This window comes from Loktanella gaetbuli, from assembly GCF_020531945.1.
GTDB classification, from domain to species: domain Bacteria; phylum Pseudomonadota; class Alphaproteobacteria; order Rhodobacterales; family Rhodobacteraceae; genus Loktanella; species Loktanella gaetbuli.
On the sequence record NZ_JAJATZ010000005.1, the window covers coordinates 39,316 to 54,266 of the forward strand.

At 64.3% G+C, this 14,951-nt stretch carries 16 protein-coding genes; 12 read left to right on the plus strand and 4 right to left on the minus strand.

Annotated elements, in window-relative coordinates:
- Positions 1-230: 230 nt before the first annotated feature.
- The 4 genes from LGQ03_RS11405 to bluB are packed head-to-tail and all read left to right on the plus strand — an operon-like array spanning position 231 to position 2,559.
- On the plus strand, positions 231-572 hold the full coding sequence (locus tag LGQ03_RS11405; protein ID WP_226748504.1) for a CidA/LrgA family protein: 342 nt from the start codon (positions 231-233) through the stop codon (positions 570-572).
- Positions 569-1,294 carry an LrgB family protein gene (locus LGQ03_RS11410; RefSeq protein WP_226748505.1) on the plus strand — a complete coding sequence of 242 codons (726 nt, stop codon included), beginning with the start codon at positions 569-571 and terminating at the stop codon, positions 1,292-1,294. The genes LGQ03_RS11405 and LGQ03_RS11410 overlap by 4 nt, the downstream gene beginning before the upstream one ends.
- A gap of 26 nt (positions 1,295-1,320) precedes the next feature.
- Complete coding sequence (gene cobO / locus LGQ03_RS11415; protein ID WP_226748506.1) at positions 1,321-1,929, plus strand: cob(I)yrinic acid a,c-diamide adenosyltransferase; 609 nt, start codon at positions 1,321-1,323, stop codon at positions 1,927-1,929.
- 6 nt (positions 1,930-1,935) lie between these two features.
- Entirely contained in the window at positions 1,936-2,559 is a 624-nt protein-coding gene (gene bluB / locus LGQ03_RS11420) for a 5,6-dimethylbenzimidazole synthase (protein ID WP_226748507.1), read from the plus strand.
- Positions 2,560-2,637: 78 nt separating this feature from the next.
- Here the strand turns inward: bluB and LGQ03_RS11425 are convergent, their stop codons facing one another.
- The gene (locus LGQ03_RS11425) at positions 2,638-4,272 is read right to left on the minus strand and encodes a thiamine pyrophosphate-binding protein (RefSeq protein ID WP_226748508.1); all 1,635 of its coding nucleotides are present in this window, start codon (positions 4,270-4,272) and stop codon (positions 2,638-2,640) included.
- Positions 4,273-4,355: 83 nt separating this feature from the next.
- Here LGQ03_RS11425 and LGQ03_RS11430 point away from each other — a divergent pair, with 83 nt between their 5' ends.
- From LGQ03_RS11430 to LGQ03_RS11440, 3 genes are read left to right on the plus strand one after another with little or no spacing between them, the layout of a single operon-like run.
- Entirely contained in the window at positions 4,356-4,886 is a 531-nt protein-coding gene (locus tag LGQ03_RS11430) for an NADPH-dependent FMN reductase (RefSeq protein ID WP_226748509.1), read from the plus strand.
- A 58-nt stretch (positions 4,887-4,944) separates the two neighbouring features.
- Positions 4,945-5,727: an acyl dehydratase gene (locus LGQ03_RS11435; RefSeq protein ID WP_226748510.1), complete on the plus strand. Its 783-nt coding sequence runs from the start codon at positions 4,945-4,947 to the stop codon at positions 5,725-5,727.
- On the plus strand, positions 5,724-6,161 hold the full coding sequence (locus tag LGQ03_RS11440) for a VOC family protein (RefSeq protein ID WP_226748511.1): 438 nt from the start codon (positions 5,724-5,726) through the stop codon (positions 6,159-6,161). The genes LGQ03_RS11435 and LGQ03_RS11440 overlap by 4 nt, the downstream gene beginning before the upstream one ends.
- On the opposite strand, the gene LGQ03_RS11445 is transcribed toward LGQ03_RS11440, so the two are convergent.
- Positions 6,158-7,192 carry an NAD(P)/FAD-dependent oxidoreductase gene (locus tag LGQ03_RS11445; RefSeq protein ID WP_226748512.1) on the minus strand — a complete coding sequence of 345 codons (1,035 nt, stop codon included), beginning with the start codon at positions 7,190-7,192 and terminating at the stop codon, positions 6,158-6,160. The two genes, LGQ03_RS11440 and LGQ03_RS11445, sit on opposite strands and share 4 nt — an antisense overlap.
- A gap of 48 nt (positions 7,193-7,240) precedes the next feature.
- Between LGQ03_RS11445 and mnmD the strand changes: the two genes are divergently transcribed.
- The 3 genes from mnmD (at position 7,241) to LGQ03_RS11460 (ending at position 9,908) form a co-directional block, all read left to right on the plus strand.
- Positions 7,241-7,906 (plus strand): tRNA (5-methylaminomethyl-2-thiouridine)(34)-methyltransferase MnmD, encoded by a 666-nt coding sequence (mnmD, locus tag LGQ03_RS11450; protein WP_226748513.1) that lies wholly within the window; start codon positions 7,241-7,243, stop codon positions 7,904-7,906.
- 3 nt (positions 7,907-7,909) lie between these two features.
- Positions 7,910-8,776: a DMT family transporter gene (locus LGQ03_RS11455; protein ID WP_226748514.1), complete on the plus strand. Its 867-nt coding sequence runs from the start codon at positions 7,910-7,912 to the stop codon at positions 8,774-8,776.
- A 91-nt stretch (positions 8,777-8,867) separates the two neighbouring features.
- A complete protein-coding gene (locus LGQ03_RS11460) occupies positions 8,868-9,908 on the plus strand; it encodes a sensor histidine kinase (RefSeq protein WP_226748663.1) in 1,041 nt (346 codons plus the stop codon).
- On the opposite strand, the gene LGQ03_RS11465 is transcribed toward LGQ03_RS11460, so the two are convergent.
- Positions 9,909-12,074, minus strand: coding sequence for a lytic transglycosylase domain-containing protein (locus tag LGQ03_RS11465; protein ID WP_226748515.1), 2,166 nt, complete (start codon positions 12,072-12,074; stop codon positions 9,909-9,911).
- A gap of 157 nt (positions 12,075-12,231) precedes the next feature.
- Here LGQ03_RS11465 and dapA point away from each other — a divergent pair, with 157 nt between their 5' ends.
- Positions 12,232-13,104, plus strand: coding sequence for a 4-hydroxy-tetrahydrodipicolinate synthase (dapA, locus tag LGQ03_RS11470; RefSeq protein WP_090159914.1), 873 nt, complete (start codon positions 12,232-12,234; stop codon positions 13,102-13,104).
- Positions 13,105-13,154: 50 nt separating this feature from the next.
- Here the strand turns inward: dapA and LGQ03_RS11475 are convergent, their stop codons facing one another.
- Positions 13,155-14,336: a winged helix-turn-helix domain-containing protein gene (locus LGQ03_RS11475; protein WP_319004491.1), complete on the minus strand. Its 1,182-nt coding sequence runs from the start codon at positions 14,334-14,336 to the stop codon at positions 13,155-13,157.
- A gap of 83 nt (positions 14,337-14,419) precedes the next feature.
- On the opposite strand from LGQ03_RS11475, the gene smpB reads away from it, so the two are divergent.
- Positions 14,420-14,893 carry an SsrA-binding protein SmpB gene (gene smpB, locus LGQ03_RS11480; protein ID WP_056035144.1) on the plus strand — a complete coding sequence of 158 codons (474 nt, stop codon included), beginning with the start codon at positions 14,420-14,422 and terminating at the stop codon, positions 14,891-14,893.
- Positions 14,894-14,951: the final 58 nt, after the last annotated feature.

The following is a 14,951-nucleotide window of genomic DNA, read 5'->3' on the forward strand; positions in this document are numbered from 1 at the left end:
GCGGCAGGGGCTGTCCTGACTACAGCCCGACAGCCAGCGCCGCCGTACCCAGATAAAGCGCAAAGAGGGTCAGGACAAAAATGCGCATTTCAAGGGATTCCAACTCGTGCTGTTCTGGCGCTTCTCTTGGCAAGCCGCGCCATGCCGCGCCACATCTTTTTTGGCTCCCGATCATGCAGCCGTGAAAATCGTTTCTTTCCTGCCACAACTTCTGCGCTTAGACCGGTGACATGATACAACATCTGACCATTCTCTTGGGGTTTCAGCTCTTGGGCGAGGCAATCAGCCGTGGCGCAGCCCTCCCCCTGCCCGGCCCTGTTCTTGGCATGGCGCTGCTGTTCGTGGCCCTGATGGCTGTGCCACGTCTCGCCGCGATCACCACCACGGCACAAGGGTTGCTGGCACATCTGTCGTTGCTGTTCGTGCCGGCAGGCGTTGGTGTGGTGGGCCAGCTCGATCGCCTGGGCGACGACGGCTTGGGTCTGGCGCTGGCCATCCTGGGGTCGACCGCGCTGGCGATCATTGCGGCGGTCTACACCTTCATCGGCGTGGCACGGGTGCTGGGCCGATGACCGATGTGACCGATATCTGGATCTATCTTTCACAGGGGCCGCTGCTGTGGCTGACCTTGACGCTGATTGCCTACGGCATCGGTGACGCGGCCTTTCGCGCCTCGGGGCGCAAACCCATCGTCAATCCCGTCCTGCTGGCCGTGGCGATCCTGTCGGTCGTCCTGACCCTGACGAACACCAGCTACGCCACCTATTTCGAAGGTGCACAGTTCGTCCACTTCATGCTCGGGCCTGCGACCGTCGCCCTGGCCGTCCCGCTTTATACCAATCTCGCGCTGATCAGGCGCAGTTTTCTGCCGATGCTGGCCGCTCTGATCGTCGGCGCAGCCACCGCGATGGTGTCCGCCGTGGTGATCGCGCGCCTGGCAGGCGTCGGTCCCGACACCCTGCTCAGCCTTGTTCCGAAATCGGTCACCGCCCCCGTCGCCATCGGCATCACCGAGGCACTGGGCGGCCAGCCTGCACTGACCGCCGTGCTGGTCATCGTCACCGGTGTCACGGGCGCCATCATCGGCACACCCATTTTCAACGCACTGCGCATCACCGACTACCGCGCACGCGGTTTCGCCATGGGCGTGGCCAGCCACGGCATCGGCACCGCCCGCGCATTTCAGGTCAATGAAACCGCAGGCGCATTCGCAGGCATCGGCATGGGCTTGAATGCGCTGCTGACGGCACTGATCGCGCCCTTGCTTGCGCCCTATCTGGTCGCCGCCTACTAATACCCCAATCAAAACCGGAGCGCGCCATGACCGACGACACCGAACGCCACAACGCCAAGATGGCCAAGAAAAAGGCCGCCCGCGACAAGATCATGGCGACAAAAACCGACGAAAAAGGCCTGATCATCGTCCACACCGGCAAGGGCAAGGGCAAATCATCTGCCGCCTTCGGCATGATTTTTCGCTGCATCGCGCATGACATGCAATGCGCCGTTGTCCAGTTCATCAAGGGCGGGATGAGCACGGGTGAACGCGACCTGATCTTGTCGAAATTTTCCGACACCTGCGCGTTTCACACCATGGGCGAGGGGTTCACATGGGAAACCCAGGACAAGAGCCGTGACACGGAAATGGCGCAGGCCGCCTGGGCCAAGGCCCGCGACCTGATCCGCGACCCGGCCAACAAGATGGTCCTGCTGGACGAAATCAACATCGCGATCCGCTATGACTATGTCGATGCAGCCGAGGTGGTGGCCTTTCTGCGCGCCGAAAAACCACCCATGACCCACGTGGTCCTGACCGGCCGCAACGCCCATGCCTACCTGATCGAGGCGGCGGACCTGGTAACGGAAATGGAACTGGTCAAACATCCCTTCCGCGCTGGCATCAAGGCGCAGATCGGTGTCGAATACTGACCCATCATGCAGCTGACCAAGGCACATGCAGCCGCATTGCAAGACATCCTGACATGGCGCCGCGACGTGCGCCATTTCCGCACCGATCCGATTGCGCCAGACCGTATCGCGCGCCTGCGCGCGGCGATGGACCTTGCGCCATCGGTCGGCAATGCCCGCCCCTGGCGCGTGATGCAGGTGGACACGCCTGCAACCCGCGCCGCGGTCATCGCCAATTTCGAACGCGCCAACGCCGCAGCAGCAAAGGCCTATACCGACGACCGACGACGCGCCTATGACGCCCTCAAACTCGCGGGCCTGCGCGAAGCACCGGTCCACCTGGCCGTATTCACGGCCGATAATCCGGACGAGGGACACGGTCTGGGTCGCCAGACCATGCCGGAGATGCTCAGCTTTTCCACGGTCTGTGCGATCCACAGCCTCTGGCTGGCGGCACGTGCGGACAATATTGGCACTGGCTGGGTCTCTATCCTCGACCCCGTCGCATTGCATGCCACGCTGGCGGCCCCGCCACACTGGCAGCTGACAGCCTATCTCTGCCTCGGCCTGCCTGCCCGATCGGACGACACACCGCTTTTGCATCGCACCGACTGGCAGGAAAACACCGCAACCCCCTGGCAGGTGGTCTAGCTTTCTTCTGGGCAAAAATATCCCGGGGGAGGCGCAGCCGGGGGCAGCGCCCCCACCCGAATTTTCGCGAAAATTCGGCTATCCGCCCAGTGATGCACCGGGTGCCAGAACAGCAGGGTCCAGCACACATTCGATGATCGCGACGGTGCCGGCGGCGCGCGCCGCGGCAAAGGCCTCCGCGAACTGGTCCTGCGTCGTGACCGTCGCACCGAACCCGCCATAGGCGCGCGCCAGGGCCGCGTAGTCCGGATTGGCCAGCACGGTGCCCGACACACGCCCGGGATAATGCCGTTCCTGATGCATCCGGATCGTGCCGTAGCGCCCATTGTTCATCACGATCACGATCGGGGTGGCACCGTGCTGAATGGCCGTCGACATCTCGTTGCAGGTCATCTGGAAACACCCGTCCCCCGCAAGGCAGACCACCGGCCGGTCCGGATGTCGCAACGACGCGGCAATCGCTGCGGGAAATCCATATCCCATCGACCCCGAGGTCGGCGCCAACTGTGTCCCGTACTGCTTGTAGCTGAAATAGCGGTGCAGCCAGGCGGCATAATTGCCCGCCCCATTGGTCAGGATTGCATCGCCAGGCAGATGATCGGACAGCCAACGGATGATCTGTTCTTGCTTGACCGCGCCCGGCGTCTCGCGCGGCTTGATCCAGTCGAGGTAGTCCGCACGCGCGGCGGCGGTCCACGCGGACCAGCGCGATTCCGCGACAGGCTTTTCGACCAGTCCCACCAGCGTCATGATCGCATGATCCGCTGGGCAGACTGCCTGTGCATCAGCGCCGTAGACGCGTCCGATTTCGTCCGCATCGGCGTGGATGTGCAGAATCGTCTTGGCCGGCGCCGCAGGATCGACCAGCGTATAACCCTGCGTTTCGATATCGCCGAACCGCGTTCCCAGCAGCAGCAGGCAATCCGCATCCCGAACCCGTTGCGCCAGCGCAGGGTTGACCCCGACATTCAGGTCACCGGCAAAACCGTCGTGCCGGTTGTCCATGTAATCCTGCCTGCGAAAACTGGTCACGACGGGCACGCCCGTGGCCGTGGCAAAGCGTTTCAGCGCCTGTTGCGCGGCCGGGGACCAATGCGGCCCACCGACCACGACCAGGGGACGCGCCGCCTGCATCAGCTGATCCAGAATATTGGGCAGCGCACCTACGTCAGCTGCAGGTTGCGCCACGAGTCCCTGAAAATCGGGCACATCCGACGCGGCACTCAGCATATTTTCGGGCAGGGCGAGCACCACGGGACCGGGTCTGCCGGACTGTGCCAGCCGAAAGGCGCGCGCGATGTATTCCGGCAGACGATCCGTATCGTCCACTTGGGCCACCCATTTCGCCAGCCCGCCGAACATCTGTTTGTAATCGACCTCCTGGAACGTTTCGCGGTCCGTGTGGCCATTGTCGATCTGGCCTATGAACAGGACCATCGGCGTGCTGTCCTGCATCGCCACATGCACGCCCGCGCTGGCGTTGCAGGCCCCCGGCCCGCGGGTGACGAAACACACGCCCGGCCTGCCGGTCAGCTTGCCGTGCGCCTCGGCCATCATCGCGGCCCCGCCTTCGTGACGACAGACGACGTTCTGGATACCGCTGTCGTACAAACCGTCCAATGCCGCGAGAAAGCTTTCGCCCGGCACCGAAAACACGCGGTCCACCCCCAGTTTCACCAGCTGATCGGACAGAATTTTACCGCCGTGTCTCATTGCACACCCCTTTCGCGCATTCGCACATTGGCCTTTTGCCACCGCGCCTTACCTCAGCTTCGACTAATTCAAAGGAGGCTTCCATGGCCAAACTTCTCGGCATTTCAGGATCGTTGCGCAAGGCGTCACATAATCGGCTGCTCATCGCAGAAGCAGGGCGGTTGTTCGGCGCGGACACGCTGACATTTGGCGACATTGACCTGCCCCTGTACAACGGAGACCTGGAAGAGGCGTCGGGCATTCCCGCCGCGGTGCAGACCCTTTCCGACCAGATCGCAGCGGCAGACGCGGTCGTCATTTCCACGCCCGAATACAACAAGGCCCCTTCAGGCGCGTTGAAAAACGCATTGGACTGGATCAGCCGCACCGATGGTGCCGTGTTCAAGAACAAGCCCGTCGCAATCATGTCGGCCACCGCTGGCCGGTCGGGTGGCGAACGTGCCCAGTTTTCCCTGCGCCTGATGCTGACGGCATTCGATGCGCGCGTGCTGAACGGACCAGAGGTTCTGGTCGGTGCCAGCTACGAGCAATTCGACGAAAACGGACGTCTGATCGCTGACAGCTATCAGGATTTCCTCAAGGCACAGATGGATGCGCTGCGCGCCCTGATCTGACAGGGCGGCGGCGGCCTGCACGATTGCCCTGCGCTGCCCGTTGCGGCACTTTGTCGACATGGACAGCCGCGAAACCCTGACCCTGACCGATACGATGGACCCCGCCCGTGCCACGGCACTGGCGGCGACGATGGGCGTGGATCGCAGCTATGGTGTTGGCGATCCATTGCCGCCGTTTGGGCACCGTGTCTATTTCTGGACGCCTGAACCGCCCCAGGGATTGGCCGACAATGGCCACCCGGCTCAGGATGCAGGATTGCCCGATCTGGGGTTGCCGCGCCGCATGTGGGCCGCTGGTCGGCTGGTGTTGCACTGCGACCTGCTGGCCGGCGTGCGCGCCGAACGACACACCCGGATCGAGACGATCACGCAAAAGGAAGGGCGGTCCGGTCGGCTGGCCTTTGTCAGGCTGCGGCATGACATCCGACAGCGCCAGACCCTCGCGCTGACCGAATGGCAGGACATCGTCTATCGCGCGGCAGACGCGGACACCCTTGCACCAGCGCAGGCACCGACCGACCAGTCCGAGACACGCATCCATCATTTCGACAGCGTGACGCTGTTTCGCTATTCCGCGCTGACCTTCAACGGACACCGAATCCACTATGACGACCCCTATGCCCGCGCGCAGGGCTACCGCGGCTTGGTCGTCCATGCGCCGCTGCTGGCACATCTGCTGATAGATTTCGCCACGGATGCACTGGGGCCATTGCGCAGTTTCGACTACCGCGCGACGGCGCCGCTGCTGGTGCACGAGGCCGCAACACTCTGCCGGCGCGGCAACGATCTGTGGGTGCGCGCCCCGGACGGACGCCTGTGCCTGACGGCGGCGGCGACATGACCGACCGCCCGTTTCATCCCCGCGCACTGGGCGAAATCGCCATCCGCTGCCGCGACTACACCGCAATGCGTGATTTCTACGGCCGCATCCTGGGGCTGACGCCCATCACCGGCGGCGTGCGCGGCGGCTACCGCGACGGAATCACCTTTTATCAATTGGGCGAAAGCCACGCAGGCCATGTGGCGGTGCTCGCCCTGTTCGCGGATGAGAGGCCTGTGACCACCGGTGCGGGGTCAGCGTTGCACCATCTGGCGCTGGCGCTGCCTTGGGATGAGCAGGTCGCCGCCCGCGATTGGCTGCTTGCAGCGGGACATCCAGCGGAATTCACCGATTTCGACTGGGCTGGCTGGCGCGGGCTGTTTACCCGTGATCCCGATGGCAACACGGTCGAACTGGTCGCCGCATCGCCCGACTGGCATATTACCGCGGATTAGAGGTTCGCCGCGGCCCGGAAATCATCGGGGATCGCATCACGATCGTCGAGCATCAGATCGGCCATGACCTGCGCCACCTTGGGGGCCATGCCGAACCCGATCTTGAACCCGCCGTTGGCGACGAATTGGCCCGGCCTGAACGGATGCGCGCCCAGCATCGGCGCACGACTGCGGCTGCGCGGACGCACCCCGGCCCAGCGTGCGATCACGGCAGCGTCGCGCAACGCAGGCACCGCCGCGCGCGCCGCCGCGATCACCGCATCCAGCTGGTCGTCCGTTGTGCCGGGATCGTCAAAATCGCGTTCGGTGGTCGAGCCGACCGCTGTGGTGCCGTCATGGTGTGGCACGACATGCACACCACCGGCAAAAGCTTGCGCCTGTCCGCGCGCATCGACGTCCAGCAGCGCCGCCTGCCCCTTGACCCCTGTGCCCACCATCCGGCTATGGGCGGCGGTCATGTCTTGCAGACCCTGCCAGCCCGTGGCCCAGACCACCGCGCCGCTGTCCGGCCCTTCGGACAGGATCGGCACGCCCGCGCGGGTCAGCGCCTGCGCGAGGGCGCGGGTCGCGTCGCGTGGCTGGATCAGACCCGACAGGGTGTCATGCACCCACAACCCCGTGGGACTGTCGGGGATCAGGTCCCCGGGGGGCGCATCGGTCACCTGCCAGATGGCATGGCCCTGCCACAGATCCCGCGCGCCCTGCGCCCGCGACCGGGCCAGCGCCACCGCAGCATCATCGGCGAGGGGCTGAACCCGCCCGCTGCGGGCATATCCCGTCGGCAAACCCGAGGCCAAGGCCACGTCCGACCAGAAATCCTCCGCCAGCAGCAGGCTTTCGAATTGAAACGCCTTTTTCGGGTTCCATTGTTCCGGCACATGCGGGGCAAGGGCGCCGACGATGCCGCCGCTGGCCCCCGACGCCGGCCCATGCGGGTCGATGACCTGCACCGATGCACCGCGTTGCAGACAGGCCCAAGCGATGCCGAGACCGAAAACACCTGCGCCACGCACCGTCACATCACTTGCCATCGCGCCCTCTCCGGTTCAGACCTGACCCGACGCTTAAGGCAAACGACAATGACCGACCAGCCCGCCATCCTCAGTTGGAAAGACACGCCACACGGCCCGGTTCCGGTGTCCGACCTGTTCGACGATCCGTATTATTCGCTGAACGGTGGCGTCGATGAAACCGACCATGTCTTTCTGGGGGGCAACGGCCTGCCGGAACGGTTTCGTGACGGGTTCCACATTGCCGAACTGGGGTTCGGGACAGGGCTGAATTTTCTGTGCGCCCTGCGCGCATTTCGCGCCTCCGGCGTGGCGGGACGCCTGATGTTCACCAGTTTCGAACTGCACCCGATGACACAGGCAGACCGCGCACGCGCACTGGCCCCGTTGGACGGCCTGCCGGTGGGCACACTGGACGCGACCGATCTGACGCATGTCGCAGGTCCCGATTTCACGTTGCGGGTGATCGCGGGGGACGCAAACGTCACCCTGCCCGCTTGGGACGGCATGGCCGACGCATGGTTCCTTGACGGGTTTTCGCCGGCCAAGAACCCCGCACTGTGGCGGCCGGAACTGCTGCAACAGGTGGCTGACCACTGCCGCACGGGCGGCACCTGCGCGACCTATTCGGCGGCAGGCCATGTGCGCGCCTCACTGGCTGCAGCCGGTTTCACCGTCACGCGTCAGCCCGGCTACGGGCGCAAACGGCACATGACCACCGGGATCAAGGAATAACCCATGCAAAGTTCCAACACCCGGTTGGGTATCGGCCTGATGACGGCGACCACATTCGTCTTTGCCGTGCAGGACGGGCTGTCGCGGCATCTGGCGACGGATTACAACGTGATGATGGTGGTGATGATCCGCTACTGGTTCTTTGCCGCCTTTGTCATCACCCTTGCGCGGTTGCGCACCGGATCGGTGCGTCAGGCCGCCCGCACCAACCAGCCCAAGGTGCAGATCCTGCGCGGTCTGCTGCTGGCGACGGAAATCATGGTGATGGTCGCGGGTTTCGTGGCGCTGGGATTGGTCGAAAGTCATGCCGTCTTTGCCTGCTATCCGCTGCTGATCGCGGCCCTGTCCGGTCCCGTGCTGGGCGAAGGCGTGGGGCCGCGCCGCTGGATCGCCATTGGCGTGGGGTTCGTCGGCGTGCTCATCATTCTGGAACCCGGATTCGCTGTCTTTGCCCCCGCGGCCATCATCCCGTTGATCGCGGCAGTGATGTTCGCGCTATATGGCTTGTTGACGCGATACGTGGCGAAACTGGACACCGCCGCCACCAGCTTTTTCTGGACGGGCGTCGCGGGGGCGGTGGCGTCCACCGCCGCAGGCATCTGGTTCTGGGAACCCATGACCGGCCCCGACTGGGCGATCATGGCCGTGCTCTGCGTCACGGGCGTCAGCGGCCACTGGCTGCTGATCAAGACCTACGAGGTCGCAGAGGCAGGATCGGTCCAGCCGTTTGCCTATCTGCAACTGGTCTTTGCGACAGCGATCGGGCTGACATTCTTTGGCGAGGTGTTGGAATGGAACGTGGCGCTGGGGGCCGCGATTGTCGTCGCCGCCGGCGTATTCACGCTGATCCGCAGCCGCGCACGCAGTTGAAAACCAAGATTAGTTTAATACCACGACTCTTGCGTCAATTTTTAGCAGATCCTAAAAAAAAGACGCGCTGAACCTACAAAGATTGCACGTGATGCCGCCACCTGATGGATTATTCGATCTGCCCGTCGCCGGACAACCGGATGTGTCGGCTGCATTGCTGCAACTGGGCGTTCAGGTTGCAGGGCTTGGCCTTGGCACCGTGGATTATGTGAACGACACGATCACGCTGGATGCCCGTGCCGCCGAACTGTTCGATCTGCCAGCCTTGCGCCCCGTGTCCCGCGATGAATTGCACGCGCGCATTCACCCCGAAGACCAGCCTCATGTTCAGCACGAGGTCGACGCCCTGCTGGCACCCGGTCAACCTGACATCGTGGATGTGGTGCACCGCGTCCCGCGACCGGACGGGGGCCATCGGTGGCTGAGCGCGCGCAAACAGGTCACGTTCAAACAGGACGCAGATGGCAACGCGCGGCCCGTGTCCGGTCTGGTGGCGATCATGGATATTTCCGCACTCAAGAGCCACGAGGACCATGTCGTGGCCCTGATGGGGGAAATGAATCATCGCCTGAAAAACGTGCTGACCATTGTGCAAAGCATCGCACGTCTGACGGCACGCACCACCGAACCGCAGGATTTTCTGGCCAGTTTCAATGCACGGATGGCGGCACTGGGGCAGAACCAGAACCTGCTGATGCAGCAGGCCGCCGTGGGTGTGCAACTGGGCGATCTGGTGCGCGAGCAACTGAGCCCCTTTGCCAGCAAGACCGACCCGCGGATCACCGTCGACGGCCCCGCGCTGATCCTGCGGGAAAGTGCAATGCAGTCCATCGGGCTGACGCTGCACGAACTGGCCACGAATGCGACCAAATACGGTGCGCTGTCGGTGTCAGAGGGTCGCTTGACCGTCAGCTGGACGGTCACGGACGAAACACTCAGCCTCTCCTGGCGCGAGGATGGTGGCCCCTCGGTCAAGGCACCAGAGCATCGGGGTTTCGGGACATCCGTGCTGCAAACCATGACCGAAGCGGCGCTGAATGCCACCGTCACCCAGGACTTCGATCCCAAGGGGCTGCGCTGGTCGATGACCTGCCCGGTTCAGGCGATCCGCGACACCAACCCGCCCCGTTAGTCAGGGGCGCGGTATCGGGCGCAGGGTTTCCGGCGGGGCGCTGCCTTCGGGAATGACAATCAGCTCGACCACGTCCGGCGGTGCCGATGACGTTGCCACACGCGCCTCGGCATCCAACGCGGCAGGACGCAATTCAGGCCGCGGTGCCGCCAGCACCTCGGCGGGGACCGGTTGTTCCACCGACCCATCGGGGCGCAATCGTGGCCGCACAGATGCCATGCTGCCCGTGATCATGTTCAGAAAATCGACCTCGCCCGTCGTGCCCGTCAGACGCGCACGGTAGATGGGCAGCGATTCACTGACCCGCTGAACGTAGTTCCGCGTCTCGCGGAACGGGATATGTTCGATCCAGTCGACGACATCCACCTCACCCTGACGTGGGTCACCGCGTTCGTCCATCCAGGTTGCGGGGCGGCTGGGACCGGCGTTGTATCCCGCTGCGACCTGAATGACGGAATCACCAAATCTCTCGCGCAGGCCTGCCAGATAGGCCGCACCCAGCTGCGCGTTATAGCGCCAGTCGCGCGTCAGATTGGCCTCGGAATAGCTCAGGCCCAGTTCACGGCTGACCTCGCGCGCTGTGGCAGGCATCAGCTGCATCAGACCCTGTGCGCCCACCGGGCTGCCTGCACCGATGTAGAATTCGCTTTCGCGGCGGGCGATCGCCAGGGTCAAATCGGCCGGCACCGGCAGATCCATGTCCGCCACGGGGTGCAGCGGAAAATACGCCGAGGGCACGATGACGCCGCGTTCGGCAGCGGCCTTGCCCAGCAGGACCGTCAGATATGTTTCATCCCGCGCGGCAAAGGCCCGGCCCAGACGTGCGATATCCGCAGCCCCCAGCGTCTGGCCCAGATTGTTGACGAATGCGATGGCCTTGCCGCGCTGACCCGCCTCCAGCAAGGCGATGGCGGCCCGCACGCGATCATCCTCGATGATCGGTGCACTTTGCCAGTCCAGCCCCTCGTCCGCGCCGATCAGCGCAGAATCCAGTGGCAGGTCCAGCCGGTCGGCGGCCAGCAGACCGTAGAAACTGGTCTGGTGCACCGCCGCACGGGCAAAGGCCGCCTCGGCCTCGGCCGTCCGGCCCAAGGCAGACAGGGCGCGTCCCTGCCAGTATCCCGCACGTCCCTCGCTGATTGGCGTATCGACCGTGGCGGCAAAGGTGTCGAAATGCGTCAGCGCCAGTTCCGCATCGTCCAGATAGGTCAGCGCCAGATAACCCGACAGCCATTCCAGATCGGCATAGTTGTAGCCATCACCGGGGGTCATGAAATGCTGTGATGCCATACGGTAGGCCCGTTCGGGGTCGCCGTTACGCATCTCGTACCGCGCGAGGATACGCCGCCAGCCGGACCAGCGAAAGGGTTCGCCCAGTGCAGCGGCACTTGTGGATTGCGCCAGCAGCAGGTCCATCGCATCACTGCGACGCCCCCGGTCAGCTGCCCAGTTATAACGATCATAGAGCAACCCCGGCGTGTCGCGCAGATCCTCGGGGACCGCGGCCAGTGCTGCATCGACGCCGGAGGCATCGCGGATCAGCCGCGACCGGGCGGTCAGCAACGCCTGCTGGCCCTCGTCCAGCAGGGGGCGCATTTTCTCGGCCGCGTCAGTGCGCCAGGCCCATAGCAGCTGATCGGTTCTCTCTTCGTGCAGATCGGCCAGATCATCACCGAAACTGTCCAGCAACAACTGCTGGCTGAAATCCGACAGTTCCAGATCGATCCATGCCGTGCGCACGACGTTGCGCGCACGATCAATCTGGCCCGTAGCCACCAGCGCCTGCGCCAGTCGCACGGCCCCCAGACCCGTCTGCGGGGGCAAACCGTCGAACCATAGTATGACTTGCGCCGCACTTGCGTCCTCGGGGATCACCTGCTCTCCGGCGGCGCGCACGACGTTTTCACCGGGCCAGTTCGGGCGCCGCGCCTCGAAATCGATGTAATCCACGAATGGCGCATCGCCGAACCGCAGGCGTTGCCATGTCACCAGATCGGTCATCACCGGGTCGTCGCGCCCGGCTGCGGCATAGGCTGCATCATAGTCGCGGTCATTGGACAAACGGACCGCCCTGATGTCGTCATCGGTCACGGTCTGCGCTGTCGCCAAGGCAGGCCAGAACAGGACACTGGCAACACGCATGAAACCGGGGATCGAAAATCGCATAGGGGCACCTGTGGCGCGGAACAGAACTGTCACTCGAATATGGTCTATCATGCTGACGGGGCAACGCACATTCTTGGCATTCGGGGGAAACCCCGCTAGGGTCCGCGCGATTTCGCCGATGGCCCGCAGCCCGGCCCCAACATCAGGACAACACCCCATGTTCAAAGGTTCATTCGTCGCCCTCGTCACGCCGTTCAGCGGCGGCAAGGTGGACCTCGCAACGCTGAAAAACCTTGTCGACTGGCATGTCGCGCAAGGCACGCACGGGCTGGTCCCAGTCGGCACAACGGGCGAGAGCCCGACACTGACCCACGACGAACACGATCTGGTCGTCCAGACCGTCGTTGATCATGCGGCAGGCCGCATCCCGGTCATCGCAGGGGCCGGGTCGAACAACACCATGGAAACCGTTCGGCTGGTCAAGGCCGCCAAGGCCGCAGGGGCCGATGCCGCACTGGTCGTGACCCCCTATTACAACAAACCCACACAGGCCGGTCTGATCGCGCATTTCACCGCCGCTGCCGATTGCGGCCTGCCCATCGTGATCTACAACATTCCCGGTCGGTCCGCCGTCGACATGACCGTCGCCACCATGGCAGAACTGGCCAAGCTGCCGATGATCGTCGGGGTCAAGGATGCCACCGGCGATTTGTCCCGCGTGCCCAAACAGCGCATGACCTGTGGGGTGGATTTCGTGCAGATGTCGGGCGAGGACGCGACAGCACTCGGGTTCAACGCCCACGGCGGCACGGGCTGCATCTCGGTCACGGCGAACGTGGCACCCGCGCTGTGCGCACAGATGCAGGACGCCACGCTGGCCGGCGATTTCGCGACCGCGTTGTCGATCACCGACCGCCTGATGCCCCTGCACGAGGCGATCTTTCTCGAACCGGGGCTGGTCGGCGCGAAATACGGCCTGTCGTTGCTGGGCCTCGGCAACGAAGAGGTACGCGCGCCGTTGGTCGGCCTGACCGACGGCGTCAAGGACCGCATCCGCGCCGGTATGGTTCACGCGGGCCTTCTGAACTGACGGGACGGCGGGCGGGGCGCATTTGCGGGCAGCGCCCGCAAACAGCGGCGTCAGGCGTCCCGCATCCAATCCGGGTCATAATCAATCCGACCACAACCGCCAAAAACGGCCGCGCGCGCCAGCTCTGATTGCAGGCGCGACAACCGCCCCTTGCCCATCGTGACGCCCGGTTCGGGCCAAAAGGCGCGCACCGCCAGCACATCACCCTGCCGTGCCATGTCGATACGCCCGATCGCCCGGTCCCCTTCCCACACCGGAAAGACATAGTAGCCATAGCGCCGCTGCGGCGCTGGTACGAAAATCTCGATCCGGTAGTGAAAACCGAACAGCCATTCCGCCCGCTTGCGGTCGCGCAGCGCGGGATCGAACGGTGACAGGATGCGCACCCGTCCCGGCAGGTCCGGCACCGTCGCATCCAGCAGATCGGGACGCGCAAGGCAGCGACGAATCCGACCATCGGCACCGGATACGTCCACCGGCACGGCACGGCCTGCGGCCATCTCGGTGTCACACCAGACCCGCGCTTCTGCCGGGGTGACATGCGCCCAGAACGCCGCGATCTCGCCGCTTGTGGCGAACCCCAGCTTGTCCAGCGCCAGTGCGCACAGCCGGTCGATGGCGTCTGCATCGCTGATCTTTGTCTCGCGCACCGCCTGCGGGATCACCCGTTCGGTCAGGTCATAGACCTTGCGGAACCCCTCGCGCCGCACGACCGACAGCGCACCGCTGCGCCACAGGTATTCCAGCGCCGTCTTGCTGGGGTGCCAGTCCCACCAACCGCCCTTGCCCCGCGCCTCGCCCTGCCCCACGTCGCCAGAGGTGCAGGGCCCATGATCGGCGATCTGGCGCATGACCCCGTCAACCTGCGCGGCGAATCCGGCAGGCCGGTGACGCGCCCAGCGGCGTTCCAGCATCATGCGGTCGCGTGCGAACCGCATCCGCCACAGTGGCCACAGGTCCATGGGAATCGCGGCTGCGTCATGGGTCCAGTGTTCGAACACCGCGCGTTCGCGCGCCAGCAGACGGTTCAGGACCGGCGGACGATAGGGCCGATGCCGTGACCACAGGATCAGATCGTGCGCCCGCGCGAATGTGTTCACACTGTCCAACTGCACGAACCCCAGCGCATCGATCGCGGCCATGGCACTGCCCACGCCTGCGGCGCCCAGCCCGTGCCGGTCCAGAAACACCGCCCGCGCAAGGGCATTTTCCAGTCGCTCTACCTGCATCATACCCCCTGTCGCGACCAGTCTGGCGCATCAAGTCCGCCCGGGCCAGCCTTGCCCTGCCCCGCACTGTCGCCTATCTGCTGTGCATGGCCAAGAAACCGGACAACAAGAATTACAAGGTGATCGCCGAAAACCGGCGTGCACGCTATGATTACGAAATCCAGGAGGACCTGGAGGTCGGGATCATCCTGCACGGGTCAGAGGTGAAATCCCTGCGCATCGGCCAATCCAGCATCGCCGACAGCTATGCCTCGGTTGACGACGGCGAGCTGTGGCTGACCAACGGCTATATCGCCCCCTATGAACAGGCGATGTTTGGCCACGAGGCCCGGCGCAAACGCAAACTGCTGGTCAGCCGCCGAGAATTGGCGCGTCTGTGGAACGCGACCAAGCGTGAGGGCATGACGCTGGTGCCGCTGGTGATGTATTTCAACGACCGCGGACTGGTGAAACTGAAAATCGCCACGGCCAAGGGCAAGAAAAACCACGACAAGCGTCAGACCGACGCGAAACGTGACTGGGCAAGGCAAAAACAGCGATTACTGCGTCACGACACCTGACGTAGCCCCGCGCCAGTATTGCCGATTGCACTGGCCGCGCCAGTTATGCGACAGCCGC

Coding starts and splice junctions, on each gene's coding strand:
- dapA (WP_090159914.1), top strand. CDS start 12,232: ATGTTCAAAGGTTCATTCGTCGCCCTCGTCACGCCGTTCAGCGGCGGC.
- LGQ03_RS11475 (WP_319004491.1), bottom strand. CDS start 14,336: ATGATGCAGGTAGAGCGACTGGAAAATGCCCTTGCGCGGGCGGTGTTT.
- LGQ03_RS11435 (WP_226748510.1), top strand. CDS start 4,945: ATGGACAGCCGCGAAACCCTGACCCTGACCGATACGATGGACCCCGCC.
- LGQ03_RS11405 (WP_226748504.1), top strand. CDS start 231: ATGATACAACATCTGACCATTCTCTTGGGGTTTCAGCTCTTGGGCGAG.
- LGQ03_RS11430 (WP_226748509.1), top strand. CDS start 4,356: ATGGCCAAACTTCTCGGCATTTCAGGATCGTTGCGCAAGGCGTCACAT.
- LGQ03_RS11465 (WP_226748515.1), bottom strand. CDS start 12,074: ATGCGATTTTCGATCCCCGGTTTCATGCGTGTTGCCAGTGTCCTGTTC.
- LGQ03_RS11445 (WP_226748512.1), bottom strand. CDS start 7,192: ATGGCAAGTGATGTGACGGTGCGTGGCGCAGGTGTTTTCGGTCTCGGC.
- LGQ03_RS11440 (WP_226748511.1), top strand. CDS start 5,724: ATGACCGACCGCCCGTTTCATCCCCGCGCACTGGGCGAAATCGCCATC.
- bluB (WP_226748507.1), top strand. CDS start 1,936: ATGCAGCTGACCAAGGCACATGCAGCCGCATTGCAAGACATCCTGACA.
- LGQ03_RS11425 (WP_226748508.1), bottom strand. CDS start 4,272: ATGAGACACGGCGGTAAAATTCTGTCCGATCAGCTGGTGAAACTGGGG.
- smpB (WP_056035144.1), top strand. CDS start 14,420: ATGGCCAAGAAACCGGACAACAAGAATTACAAGGTGATCGCCGAAAAC.
- cobO (WP_226748506.1), top strand. CDS start 1,321: ATGACCGACGACACCGAACGCCACAACGCCAAGATGGCCAAGAAAAAG.
- LGQ03_RS11410 (WP_226748505.1), top strand. CDS start 569: ATGACCGATGTGACCGATATCTGGATCTATCTTTCACAGGGGCCGCTG.
- LGQ03_RS11460 (WP_226748663.1), top strand. CDS start 8,868: ATGCCGCCACCTGATGGATTATTCGATCTGCCCGTCGCCGGACAACCG.
- mnmD (WP_226748513.1), top strand. CDS start 7,241: ATGACCGACCAGCCCGCCATCCTCAGTTGGAAAGACACGCCACACGGC.
- LGQ03_RS11455 (WP_226748514.1), top strand. CDS start 7,910: ATGCAAAGTTCCAACACCCGGTTGGGTATCGGCCTGATGACGGCGACC.